Raw genomic sequence first — 13,401 nt, 5'->3', positions numbered from 1 at the left:
GGCCGGAACTGGCAAGTCCAAGGACGGCATGCCGCCCGGCCCACACAGTCCGCAGGGCGCCCGCGCTTGTTCCGTGAGGCAAGGATACGACATACCGGCCGCACGGCACGCGGAGTGGAATTCCACAGCCAGCGCGGTCGACCCGGGCGTGCCAAGGGACGCGAAGATGTTGATTCGGGGTCCTTACGATCCGCAGGCGGACGCTCGGCGCGCCCGCCTGCACGCGGCATTACTTCTTTGCGAGACCCGGAATCGTGACCTGGTAGACCAGGAACATGGTATCGACGTCGGCGCCGTCGTCGGCCTTGTAGGGTGCGCCGACCTGGAAACCATCCTGAGTAAGAAAGTCGTTGTCATTGGCGACGAACAGGAAGTAGTCGTCGGGCTGCTTCGGATCGAGCACGCTCGCCAGCGACATCGCCTCCCACTTCTCGGAAAGCTCGTTGTGGTCCTTCGTCCCGCCATTGTGCAGGCCGAAGCGGCCGAGCTCGGCAGCGTCGTTGATGTCGATGAACGGCGTCAGCTTGGCCGGCGTCACCGACGGATCGAGCACGCCCTTGGGCGCCACCGGCTTGTCGGCGGCATCGAAGGCGCCGCCGGCGATGTCGGTCGCAGCGGAGACATCGACGATGTTGATCCGGCGGTAGAGCGATGCGTCCCCTTTTGCCAGCCCCTGGCCGTTGCCGCTGTCGCGGGCCAGCATCAGGAACGCCGTGTCCGACAATGCCACGATCTCGCTTTGCGCGGCGACCTTGGTCTTGCCCTTGGCATCCTTGAACACCGGCAGCGGCACGACATATTCGTGCGCGAGCTTGAGGTGGCCCAGGTCGGAGGCGTCATAGACCAGTGCCCGTGTGTTCTGCCGCGTCGAAGGGGAATCGCCGCCATCCTGCCGGGGCGCCGACTGCAGCACGGCGATCAGGAACTTGCCGTCCGGCGTCATCGCCATGCCTTCCAGGCCCTGGTTGTTCTGGCGGCCGGTTTCGGGATCCTTCGGATCAGGCTCGGCGGCTCCTGGGCCGGGATTGTCCGAGGAGAAATTCGGCGTCCCCTTGCGCATCGGGACAAGAGCGGCAGGCGGCTGGGTCGCCGACATCAGGCGGCCTTGAGCCGAGAAGCGGTAGATGTTCGGGCCATACTCGTCGGAGATGAACATCGAGCCGTCGGGAAGCCGCACGATCGCTTCATCGTCGAGGGCGAGCTTGCCGTTGGTGGCGACAGGCAGCATCGGCATGTTCCCGGCGGCCGGGCGCACATCCGACAGCGGATCAAGGCCAGTGGTATCGGCGCCCTTGTCGTCGGTCAGCAGCATCGTGTCGGCGAGCGTCGCCTTGACGCCAGTCTGCTCCTTGCCGGCGGCGGGTGCCGCGCCCGGCGCGATAGGCGAGAACTCGATCCCGACAGTGTTGACACGCGCACGGTAGTCGGTGGTGCCGCCGACATTGTAGCCGCGATCCGGCAGCAGCCACAGCGAACCCTTGTAGCCGGCCGCGTCACGCGTCCAGCCTGACGTGTCGATCGCCATGCCCGAGCCCGAGCCGAACGTCTCGCCGAACTTGTCGCGCTGTGCGGCCGGGATGCGGCCGACGCCGACGAGGCCCTTATTGACGAAGCTGATGCCGGCGACGGTCGCGGTGCCGTCGGCGAGCGCCGGCGTAAGCGCGGTAAAAAGGACCAGCGCGACGCCGAGCGACGCGGTTCGGTGCAGGTGTTTCATGGACAATCCTCTTTGTGACGAAGCATGCCGGAGCGGCTGAACGACGAAAACGGAAAGAGGTGCCACATCGATGATGCCGCGCGCGCCTCCCCGAAAGCGATCTAAGGGGTGAACATGATGCTGGCGTGACAGCGGGCGGCGCATCCCTGCCGGCGTTTCATCCACCGATGAAAGGCGGGATAGCGCGAGAGGCTGCATCGGGCGTATTCATACGCACTGGACACTTATGTCCAGTGCGTATATGGTGCCGGCTTCGGACAGATCGGGAGGGAAGGCCTTGAAGCCGCATTATCGCGCAGTGGTCATCGGGGGTGGGGTGGTCGGTGCCTCGGTGCTCTACCATCTGACGCGGTTCGGCTGGTCGGATGTGGCGCTGATCGAGCGCGCCGAATTGACCGCCGGTTCGACCTGGCATGCCGCGGCCGGATTCCATGCGCTCAACGCCGATCCCAACGTGGCGGCGCTGCAGGATTACACGATCAACCTCTACCGCGAGATCGAGGCCGAATCCGGCCAGGATATCGGCTTGCACATGACCGGCGGCGTCAACATCGCCAGCGATCCCGCCCGCTGGGAGTGGCTGAAGTCGGCCTGGGCGGTGTTCCAGTCGGTCGGCATCGAAACCGCGCGCTTGGTGACCACGGAAGAGATCCGGGAAATCTGCCCGATCGTCGATGTCGCCGGCGTGCTCGGCGGCCTGCACGATTCCAACGAGGGCCATCTCGATCCCTACGGCACGACGCATGCCTATGCCGGCGCCGCCAGGAAGCGCGGCGCCGACGTCATCCTGCGCAACCGTGTGGTCGAGCTGAAGTCCCGCGCCGATGGGCTGTGGGACGTCGTCACCGAGCAGGGCACCATCGTCGCCGAGCACGTCGTCAATGCCGGCGGCTTGTGGGCAAAGCAGCTCGGCCGCATGGCCGGCGTCGACCTGCCGGTGACGCCGATGGAGCACCACTACTTCGTCACCGAGGACATTCCCGAGATCGCGGCGCTCGACCGGGAAATCGGCATCGCCGTCGATCTCGACGGCTTCTCCTACCTGCGCCAGGAGCGCAAGGGCGTGCTGCTCGGCGTCTATGAGCAGGATCCGAAGCACTGGAACATGGATGGCGCGCCATGGGACTACGGCATCGAGCTGATCCCGGAAGACATAGACCGTATCAGCCCGGAACTCGCCAAGGCGCATGAGCGCTTCCCGTGCCTTGCGACGGCCGGCATCCGCAAATGGGTCAATGGCGCCTTCACCTTCACGCCGGACGGCAATCCGATCGTCGGACCGGTGCGCGGTTTGAAGAACTACTGGGTCGCCTGCGGCGTCATGGCCGGCTTTAGCCAGGGCGGCGGCGTCGGCAAATCGCTGGCCGAATGGATGATTTATGGCGAGCCGCAGGCCGACATCTTCGGCATGGACATTGCCCGCTACGGCGCCTTCGCCGCCAACCGCGAATATCTCAAGCAGACGACACGCCAGTTCTATTCGCGCCGTTTCGTCATGACCTTTCCCAATGAACGGCTGCCCGCCGGCCGGCCCTTGAAGCGCCCCGGCGCCTATGACGGCATGGCTGCCGCGGGCTGCGAATGGACGGCGTCCTGGGGGCTAGAAATCCCGGCCTATTTCGCGCCGATGGGGTTTCGCGAGAACACCACGCTCAAGCGCTCCAATGCCTTCGACATCGTCGGCGACGAGGCGCTGCAAGTGCGGCGTGCCGCGGGTCTCATCGATATCTCGGCCTACTCGCGGTACGAGATTTCGGGAGCTGGCGCGCAGGCGTGGCTCGACCGGCTGCTGGCGTGCAGGCTGCCGCAAGCCGGGCAGGCGCGGCTGGCGCCGATGCTTGGGCCGGACGGGCGCTTGAAGGGCGATCTCACCGTGATCAACTGGGGCGGCGGCGACTATTGGCTGATGGGCTCTTACTACCTGCGCGAATTTCACATGCGCTGGTTCGAGAGCCAGGCGCGAGAGGACGTTACGGTCACCGACATTTCGGACGCCATGAGCGGCTTCCTGCTGACGGGGCCGAATGCGCGCAAGATCCTGGAACGCACCACGCATCAGGATGTGTCGGCGGCGGCATTGCCGTTCATGGCCTGCGGCGCGTTCGACGTCGGACTGGTGCGGGCGCGGGTTGCCCGCCTGTCCATCGTCGGCGAGCTCGGCTTCGAGATCAGCTGCCCCGTGACCATGCATGCCACACTGCGCGAGACGCTGCTGACCGCCGGCGAGGAGCTTGGTCTGGTGGAGATCGGCTACTACGCGCTCAATGCGCTGCGGCTGGAGAAAAGTTTCGGCATCTGGTCACGCGAGTTCACGCAAGGCTACACGCCTGGGCAGACCGGACTCGACCGCTTCATCGCTTTCGACAAGGGCGATTTCGTCGGCCGCGACGCGGCGCTGAGGGAGCGCGAGGCCGGCGCCTCGCAGCGGATCGTGACGCTGGAGATTGACGCCGTCGATGCCGACGCCAGCGGCTTCGAGCCGGTGTGGCTCGACGGCCGGCGCATCGGCTTCGTCGCCTCCGGCGGCTTTGGCTACACGATCGGCAAGAGCGTCGCGCTGGCGTTGGTGGACGACGATTTTGCCGAGGAGGGAACGGCGCTTTCGGTGCACATTGTCGGTGTCGAGCGGCCGGCGCGGGTCATCGCGGCTTCGCCCTACGATCCCTCGGGCAAGGCGATGCGGCAATGAGGAGGATTTTCGATGGTCGATGACGCGGCACGAGACAGCAGGCGCGAACGCCGGCGTGGACGCACAGGCGAGGCCGGCAGCGAGAGCAGCCGCCGGCCCGATTACCGGTCGCTGAAGAACCCGTTCCTGCCGCAGTCGATCTTTTCCGACGATCAGGTCGCCGCGATCCACGACACGGCGCTGCGCGTGCTGGAAGAGCTCGGCATCAAGGTGCTGCTGCCGCAGGCGCGCGACTATTTCGCCCGCGCCGGCGCGCTGGTCGATCCGGACACCGACATGGTGCGCATCGGCCGCGACATGGTGGCGGCGGCGCTGGCCTCCGCGCCGCGATCGATCCATGCCCACGCCGGCGCGCGTGCCCGCGATCTGTCCCTCGAACTGGGTTCGATGACGTTCCTGGCTGGCTCCGGCGCGCCCAACGTCACCGATCTCGTACGCGGCCGGCGGCCCGGCACGCTCGAGGCCTTCGAGGAGTTCATCAAGATGGTGCAGCATTTCGACGTGCTGCACATGCTGGGGCCTTGCGTCGAGCCGCAGGACGTCGACAACCGTTTCCGTCACTATGCCGTCAACCGCGCGCAGCTGACGCTGTCCGACAAGTTCCCCTTCGTCTTCGCGCGCGGCACGCCGCAGGTCGATGACAGTTTCGAGATGGTCAGGCTGGCACGAGGCTTGTCGCGGGACGAATTTCAGTCGAATGCCTGGTGCTATACCGTCATCAACACCAACTCGCCGCGCCAGCTCGACATACCGATGGCGCAAGGCATCATCGATTTCGCTAAAGCGGGCCAGGTCTCGATCATCACGCCGTTCTGCCTGGCGGGCGCCATGGCGCCGATCACGGTGGCGGGCGCGCTGGCGCTGCAGCATGCCGAAGCGCTGGCCGGCCTGACGCTGGCGCAGATCGCGCGGCCCGGTGCGCCGGTCGTCTACGGCTCGTTCTCCTCCAATGTAGACATGAAATCCGGAGCGCCGGCCTTCGGCACGCCGGAGCATGTCAAGGCGACGCTCGGCGCCGGCCAGCTGGCGCGTTTCATCGGCCTGCCTTGGCGGTCCGGCGGCGGCAGTGCCGCCAACATCTCGGACGCGCAGGCGGCGCATGAGACGCAGTTCGCCTTGTGGGGCTCGGTGCTGGCCGGCGCCACCGTCTGCATCCACGCGGCCGGCTGGCTGGAGGGGGGCTTGAGCGTCTCGCTGGAGAAGCTGGTCACCGATGTCGAAGCCTTGCAGACGATCGCCGAACTTTGTGCCGCGACACCCGGCGACAGCGATTCCATCGGCTTCGAGGCGATCGCCGAAGTGCAGCCGGGCGGCCATTTCTTCTCGGCAGGCCACACCATGGCGCGCTACCGCACCGCTTTCTACGAGCCGCTGGTGGCCGACTGGTCGAATTTCGGCAACTGGACACAAAGCGGTTCCAAGAACGCCACCGAACGCGCCACCGGCATCTGGAAACGCATCCTCGCCGATTTCGAGCCGCCGGCAACGGCGGTGGCCACGTCAGGCGTGCTGGACGCGTTCATCGCGCGGCGCACCGAGGAAGGCGGAGCAGCACCGGTGTCGTAAGACACCAGAGATACGAGAAACGCCTGACGGAGTCGCAACTTTCGCTATGTGACCAGTGTCTTGCCATTGGCAATTGGCGCATGCCGTGCAGAAATGACGGATGCGCGAAGCGTTGATCGCATTGGTGATCTTCCTATGCCTGGTGGCGGCGGCGTTCGCCAGCATGGCGATCTGGCCGACATTGCCGGCCAAACATCGCGACGACGACACGAACACCGTGGTTCGGCTCACGGCCAATCTGTTCGGGGTCATGACGTCGCTGATGCTCGGACTGATGATCAACTCGGCCAGGAACACCTACGAATCTATCGACCGCAACGTGCACGCCTATGCGACCGAAATGATCCTTCTCGACCGGTCGCTCCGGCAATACGGGCCTGGGACCGACGTGGTGCGCCAGCCTCTTGGCATCTATGTGCAGCGCGTGACGGGTCAGGACTCGCCGACCCATGAAACGCCAATCGACGCCAACCGGCTATCGGAGCACCTGCTCATTGAGATCGGCAATAGGCTGAGTGCGCTGATACCGGCGGATGACGCGCATAGCGCCTTGCTGCAAGATGCCCGCCAGCATCTGCAGAAGGTGACGGAACTACGTTGGGTTCTGATCGAGCAGTCGGAGAGTACGATCCCCGTGGCGCTGATTGTCATGCTGGTTGCCTGGCTGGTGCTGATCTTCGCCGGTTTCGGCTTCAGGGCACCGCGAAACGCGATCACCATCGGCACCTACGTGGTGTCGGCAGCCATGATTGCCGGGGCGATCTACCTGATCTTCGACATGGATCTGGCATTTTCCGGCCCGATCCAAATATCGACGGCACCGCTGGAGAGGGCGCTGGCCGAATTGCAACGATGATGCGGAACCGGCGCCGTTCCCGGGCATTCACTGGGACTAACCACGGAGGACGACATGGGTTTCGACCAGTATCACGAACCGCCAGAAGAACTGTCGCAGCAAGTGCGGACCTTTGCCCGCATGATCACCTCGCTGATCGAGGAGGCGGAAGCGATAAGCTGGTACGAACAGCGCATGGCGGTGGAGAAGGACCCTCAAGCCAAGGCGATCATGCAGAACGCGCAGAGTGAGGAGTTCAAGCATTTCGGCATGGATCTCGAATTCCTGCTGCGCCAGAAGCTGGACTGGCGGGCGGAACTGAAGGAAATCCTGTTCACGACGGGGGACATCGTGAAGGCTGGGGAGGCGGGCGAGAAGAAGGTGGATTGAGGGCCAGCCGGTTTTACGAGGCTTGCAGAATCCGGCTCACACCGGCAGCACGAACCCGTCCAGCACTCGTTTCTGGCCGGCCTTGTCGAAGTCGATTGTCAGCTTGTTGCCTTCGATGGCCGAAATGTTGCCATTGCCGAATTTCTGGTGGAAGACGCGGTCGCCGACGCTGAAGGGCGACGGCTTGTCGGCGACGGATTTGGCGACCAGTTCGCCGTCGATGGTGCGGCCTTTTACGCTCGTGCGGCCGGCGCCGTAGCCGGAATCGGTCTCGCCATAGCCGATGCGCTCGACCTGATGGCCGGAGCGCGTGCCCCAGTTGCGGTCGGTCGCCTCGGTGCGGTTGGCCTGCGCGCGCTGCCAGCCCGGCGTCGAGTAGGTGTTGGAGAAGGCGCCGGATTTTTCCGTGCCGCCGGCATTGCCGCCGATATTGTCGAAGCGCGAGGCACCGTAGGGATTCTGCCTTCCTGCCCCTTTGCCGCCTCGGCCGGAGGCGAAGGAGCCGCCGCCATAGGGATTGCCGTAGCCGCCATAGGAGTTGCCGGTTTCGGCGATCTCGACATGGGCTTCGGGCAGTTCCTCGAGGAAGCGAGACGGAATGGTCGATTGCCACAGGCCGTGGATGAGGCGGTTGGAGACGAACCAGAGATGCAGGTTCTTCTTGGCCCGCGTCAGGCCGACATAGGCCAGCCGCCGCTCTTCCTCCAGGCCGGAGCGGCCGCCCTCGTCGAGCGCGCGCTGATGCGGGAACAGGCCTTCCTCCCAGCCGGGCAGGAAGACAGTCTCGAATTCGAGGCCTTTGGCCGAATGCAGCGTCATGATGCTAACTGCGTCCTGGTCGGCATTCTGCTCGGCATCCATGACCAGGGCGACATGTTCGAGGAAGGAGCGCAGCGACTCGTACTCCTCCATCGAGCGGATCAGTTCCTTGAGGTTCTCCAACCGGCCGGGCGCCTCGACCGAACGGTCGTTCTTCCACATGTCGGTGTAGCCGCTCTCTTCGAGAATGGTCTCGGCAAGCTCGGTGTGCGGCTTGTTTTCCAGCGCCTTCTGCCAGCGTTCGAAATTGGCGGCCACTTCGCGCAAAGCGGCGCGGGGCTTCGGCTTCAGCTCGTCGCTTTCGGCGAGCGTCGCCGCAGCCTCCAGCATCGGGATGCGCAGCGCGCGCGCCGTGTCATGGATCTGGCGGATGGTGGCCTCGCCGAGTCCCCGCTTGGGCACATTGACGATACGTTCGAAGGCAAGGTCGTCGGTGCCGTTGGCAACGACACGGAAGAAGGCCAGCGCGTCGCGGATTTCCATGCGCTCGTAGAAGCGTGGACCGCCGATGACGCGGTAATTGAGGCCGAGCGTGATGAAGCGGTCTTCGAAGGCGCGCATCTGGAAGGAGGCGCGCACCAAGATCGCCATGTCGTTGAGATTGTGCTTCTGGCGCTGGTAGGCCTCGATGGTCTCGCCGATGGCGCGGGCTTCCTCCTCGGAATCCCAGGCCGCGTGAACGTTGACCTTGCCGTCCTCGGGATCGTTGCGGTCGGTGAACAGCGTCTTGCCGAAGCGGCCCTCATTGTGGGCGATGAGGTGGGAGGCGGCGCCGAGGATATGCGCGGTCGAGCGGTAGTTGCGCTCCAGCCGGATGATGGTGGCGCCGGGAAAATCCTTGTCGAAGCGCAGGATGTTGTCGACCTCGGCGCCGCGCCAGCCGTAGATGGATTGGTCGTCGTCGCCGACGCAGCAGATGTTGACGGTGGCCGGGCGCGAGTTTCCCTCCCCCTTGAGGGGAGGGTGGCCGGGCGAAGCCCGGTCGGGTGGGGTCCGCGCGGCAGTGCTCGACGCCCTGGCGGTGCCTTCTGCAGCGACCCCCTCCGCCCGCTTCGCGGGCACCTCCCCCTCGAGGGGGGAGGATTGCGGCCTTTGCGCCAACAGGCGCAGCCACATGTACTGGGCTGTGTTGGTGTCCTGATACTCGTCGACCAGAATGTATTTGAAGCGCTTGTGGTATTCCTTCAGCACGTCCGGATTGGCGCGGAAGATGCGTATCGGGTGGCAGAGCAGGTCGCCGAAATCGCAGGCGTTCAGCGTCCGCAGCCGCTCCTGATAGGCCTTGTAGAGTTCTCGGCCCTTGCCGTTTGCGAAGCTGCGCGCGTCGCCCTCGGCGATATCGGCCGGACCTTGCCCTTTGTTCTTCCAGCCGTCGATCATCTGGGCGAACTGCTTGGCCGGCCAGCGCTTGTCGTCCAGCCCTTCGGCCTGGATCAACTGCTTGATCAGCCGCACGACGTCGTCCGTGTCGAGGATGGTGAAATCGGAACGCAGCCCGGCGAGTTCGGCGTGACGGCGCAGCAGCTTCACGCCGATCGAATGGAAGGTGCCGAGCCAGGGCATGCCCTCGACATTGCCTTCGCCGATCAGGATGCCGATGCGCTGCTTCATCTCGCGCGCGGCCTTGTTGGTAAAGGTCACCGCCAGGATCTGCGACGGGAAGGCCTTGCCGGTGGCGAGGATGTGGGCGATGCGGGTGGTCAGGACGCGCGTCTTGCCGGTACCGGCGCCGGCCAGCACCAGAACCGGGCCCTCGGTGGTTTCCACCGCCAGCCGCTGCTCGGGGTTCAACCCCCTGAGATAATCGGGCGCGTTGTTATGGCCGCCGCGGGCGGCCATGGCACGCGCGGCAATGCCCGACGGGGCCGAGGGCCGCGCATTGGGTTCGTCGAAAAAGGGCATGTCTTCGGAAAAGCCGGACATCTCCTCCGAATGTAGTGATTCGGTGGCGAAAGACCAGAACTGTCTACGTTTTGTTCCCGGTAAAGTGCCGAGAAGGCCGCTCAGGCCTTGCGGTAGCCGAGAGCGACGAACAATCGCTGCCCTAGCGAACGCGCCTCGTCGGTTATCGCCGCGCCCGGAGCGACCTGCATCTGGTCGTAATAGTGGCTACCGGCAGGTGAGGCCAGGAAAGCTTCGTAAAGTCCGAGATCATCAAGCGACAAGTCGCGATACGCGAAAGCAGTATTTTCCATGATCCGCTTTTCGGCTTTCTCGCGAATGTTACCGGCCTGCTTATGCACCAGTGCCATTATCTGCTGATCCGATAAAGGCTGTCCGGCTGCCGCGAGCATTCCCGAAACCACCGCATAGCTCGCGTTCAGTGTCATTGCTTCAGTCATGTCCACGGCGCTGATATCCTCGATGATTTTCCGGTAGAGCGCGAGCCGCGTCGGATCTCCAGCCTGAAGTTCCGCAAGGATTTTCGGACCTTCGATCTTTCTGCGCTCCAAGGCTTGCGGATCGGAGGCCTGAATCTCCAGGCCTGTGACCCGCTTACCCAACGGCGAAGCGAAGAAAGCCGCCAGATCGGTGAGCTCGGCAGGCTGCAGTTGGCGCGAGATTCGGGCTTCGATGGCTTTCTCCACCTTGTCGGCGTCAAAAGCCCCTTCGGCAGCGGCGGACAAGGCCTCCTTGACCTTTCGCGGCGCCGGCACGGATTTTATGCCGGTGACTACGCTTGGGCCTATCCCGGCCAGCATCTCGTGAAAGCCGTTCGCCTTGTTGATGTCGCTGATTGTCTGCGCCGGCGCGGCCACAGTGCCAGTAATGAGCAGGACGAGGCAGTAGAGCGCAAACGCCATGCGCGTCGAATGCGAAACGAATGACGACATTCTGCTTGCTCCACGGGAAAGATGACCCATGGAGACTGCTGGAAAACCCGAACGCCGGCAAGATGGATTGCCACCTTGGCGTGTGGGCCAGCTTGACAGGCGGAGCTGGTGAGGGAAAGCTGAACAAAGGGCAGGGACGTTGCCCATGGCCGCCTCACTGGCGAGCAACAGTCGAAGGAGTATCATCTTGGCTGTCACCATCACCTCCCTCATCCTGTTTCTCATCGGCCTGGCGCTCGGCGGGGGCGGCATCTGGTTGGCTTCGCTAGGCGGCAGTTGGTATTACATCATTGCCGGCCTCGCCTTCCTGATCACCGCCTGGCTGCTCTACCGACGCCGGACCACCTCCCTGTGGCTTTACGCGGCGATCGTGCTCTGCACTTTGGCCTGGGCGGTCTGGGAAACCGGCTTCGACTGGTGGGAACTCGGCCCGCGCGGCGGCATCATCGTGCTGGTGGCGCTGTGGCTTTTGACGCCCTGGGCGAGGCGCGGCCTTGCCGGGCCTGACGGGCGCGCGCCGCTGATCCTGGCTGTGCTGGCATCGCTGGCGGTGGCCGGCTATTCGATGACCGCGGACCCGAAGGACATCGGCGGCGCGCTCGACACCGACAAGGTGATCCCCAATGCCAATCTTGGCGGCGACGTGCCGGCCGGCGAGTGGCACTTCTATGGCCGCACGCAGTTCGGCCAGCGTTACTCGCCGCTCGACCAGATCACGCCGGACAATGTCGCCAATCTGCAGCCGGCCTGGACCTACCGCACCGGCGATGTGAAGGGACCGGACGATATCGGCGAGACCACCTATCAGGTGACGCCGCTTAAGATCGGCGACATGCTCTACATCTGCACGCCGCACAATTTCGCCATCGCCATCGATGCGGCGACCGGCAAGGAGAAATGGCGCTACGATCCCAAGATCAAGCTCGACAAGGACCGCCAGCACCAGACATGCCGCGGCGTGTCCTACTATGCCGATGCCGCCGGGGCCGTCGGCCAGCCTTGCGCAAGCCGTGTCTACCTGCCGACGTCGGATGCGCGGCTGATCGCGCTCGACGCCGCCAATGGGCAGGTTTGTCCGGCCTTCGCCGAGGGCGGCACGCTCAACCTTTTGACCGGCATGCCTTACCCGAAGTCGGGTTACTACTATTCGACCTCGGCACCGCTGATCGCGGGCGGCAAGATCATCGTCGGCGGCGCGGTCAATGACAATTATTCGACGCAGGAACCGTCCGGCGTCATCCGCGCCTATGATGCGAGCACCGGCAAATTGTTGTGGAACTGGGATTCCGGCAATCCGGATCAGATCACGCCGCTGCCGGCCGGCCAGACCTACACCGCCAACTCGCCCAACATGTGGTCGACGCCGAGCGCCGACGAGAAGCTCGGCCTGCTCTATGTGCCGCTCGGCAACCAGACTCCTGACCAGCTCGGCGCCGGGCGCAGCGCCAATGTCGAGAAATTCTCCTCCTCTATCACCGCGCTCGACCTCAACACCGGGCAGTTGAAATGGGTGCGGCAGACCGTGCACCACGACCTCTGGGACATGGACGTGCCGGCGCAGCCGAGCCTGATCGACATCACCAAGGGCGACGGGACAGTGGTGCCGGCGCTGGTCGGGCCGACCAAGCAGGGCGACCTCTATGTGCTCGACCGGCGTACCGGCGAACCGATGATACCGGTCAAGGAAATGCCGGCGCCCGGTGGCGCCATCGAAGGCGATCACACATCGCCGACGCAGCCGGCATCGGGCCTCTCCTTCAACCCGCCGCCGCTGACCGATGCCGACATGTGGGGCATCACCATGTTCGATCAGCTGGCGTGCCGGATCGCCTTCCACAAATTGCGCTATGAAGGCCGCTACACGCCGCCCTCCCTACAGGGATCGCTGATCTATCCCGGCAATTTCGGTGTCTTCAACTGGGGCGGGGTCGCCGTGGACCCGGTGCGGCAGGTGATATTCGGCATGCCGACCTACCTGGCATTCACGTCCAGACTTATTCCCCGCGCCGACGTGCCGCCGCCGGGCGACGCGAAGGGCAGCGAGCAGGGGCTGAACCGCAACGAGGGCGCTCCCTACGCAGTGGTCATGGGACCATTCCTGTCGCCGCTCGGCATTCCCTGCCAGGCGCCGCCATGGGGGTATGTCGCCGGCGTCGACCTCAGGACCGGCGCGGTTGCCTACAAGCACCGCAACGGCACGGTCTACGACATGACGCCGCTGCCGCTGCCCTTGAGGGTCGGCGTGCCCGGTATTGGCGGGCCGATGATCACCGCTGGTGGCGTCGCCTTCCTGGGTGCCGCGGTCGACGACTATCTGCGCGCCTACGACCTGACGTCGGGCAAGCAGCTCTGGCGGGCCCGGTTGCCGGCCGGCGGGCAATCGACACCGATGACCTATACGGTGGCCGACGGACGCCAGTTCGTGGTCATCGTTGCCGGTGGCCACGGCTCGGTCGGCACCAAGCCCGGGGATTATGTGATGGCTTACGCGCTGCCGAAGTAAGGCAGATACCGGACGAGTGATCGGTCAAGTTCTGCAATTTTGCAAAGC

General features: G+C 64.7%; 8 protein-coding genes. 5 read left to right on the top strand and 3 right to left on the bottom strand.

From position 1 onward, the window contains the following. Positions 1–229 precede the first annotated feature (229 nt). A complete protein-coding gene (locus FJ958_RS13460; RefSeq protein ID WP_140743281.1) occupies positions 230–1,717 on the bottom strand; it encodes an esterase-like activity of phytase family protein in 1,488 nt (495 codons plus the stop codon). Between the two features lie 277 nt (positions 1,718–1,994). Here FJ958_RS13460 and FJ958_RS13455 point away from each other — a divergent pair, with 277 nt between their 5' ends. The 4 genes from FJ958_RS13455 (at position 1,995) to FJ958_RS13440 (ending at position 7,197) form a co-directional block, all read left to right on the top strand. Then, a complete protein-coding gene (locus FJ958_RS13455) occupies positions 1,995–4,406 on the top strand; it encodes an FAD-dependent oxidoreductase (RefSeq protein WP_140743279.1) in 2,412 nt (803 codons plus the stop codon). A gap of 12 nt (positions 4,407–4,418) precedes the next feature. Then, positions 4,419–5,972, top strand: coding sequence for a trimethylamine methyltransferase family protein (locus tag FJ958_RS13450; RefSeq protein WP_140743277.1), 1,554 nt, complete (start codon positions 4,419–4,421; stop codon positions 5,970–5,972). A 100-nt stretch (positions 5,973–6,072) separates the two neighbouring features. Beyond that, on the top strand, positions 6,073–6,828 hold the full coding sequence (locus tag FJ958_RS13445) for a DUF4239 domain-containing protein (protein ID WP_140607978.1): 756 nt from the start codon (positions 6,073–6,075) through the stop codon (positions 6,826–6,828). Between the two features lie 54 nt (positions 6,829–6,882). Further along, on the top strand, positions 6,883–7,197 hold the full coding sequence (locus FJ958_RS13440) for a hypothetical protein (protein WP_140743275.1): 315 nt from the start codon (positions 6,883–6,885) through the stop codon (positions 7,195–7,197). 36 nt (positions 7,198–7,233) lie between these two features. On the opposite strand, the gene FJ958_RS13435 is transcribed toward FJ958_RS13440, so the two are convergent. After that, positions 7,234–9,939: a UvrD-helicase domain-containing protein gene (locus FJ958_RS13435; RefSeq protein WP_140743273.1), complete on the bottom strand. Its 2,706-nt coding sequence runs from the start codon at positions 9,937–9,939 to the stop codon at positions 7,234–7,236. Between the two features lie 80 nt (positions 9,940–10,019). After that, positions 10,020–10,850, bottom strand: coding sequence for a DUF2059 domain-containing protein (locus tag FJ958_RS13430; RefSeq protein ID WP_140743271.1), 831 nt, complete (start codon positions 10,848–10,850; stop codon positions 10,020–10,022). A 187-nt stretch (positions 10,851–11,037) separates the two neighbouring features. Here FJ958_RS13430 and FJ958_RS13425 point away from each other — a divergent pair, with 187 nt between their 5' ends. Next, entirely contained in the window at positions 11,038–13,353 is a 2,316-nt protein-coding gene (locus FJ958_RS13425) for a glucose/quinate/shikimate family membrane-bound PQQ-dependent dehydrogenase (protein ID WP_140743269.1), read from the top strand. Positions 13,354–13,401 lie beyond the last annotated feature (48 nt).

This window comes from Mesorhizobium sp. B2-3-5, assembly GCF_006442395.1.
Classification (GTDB): domain Bacteria; phylum Pseudomonadota; class Alphaproteobacteria; order Rhizobiales; family Rhizobiaceae; genus Mesorhizobium.
Note: the sequence above shows the minus strand (reverse complement) of the source record. Positions and strands in the feature narration are given on the sequence as shown.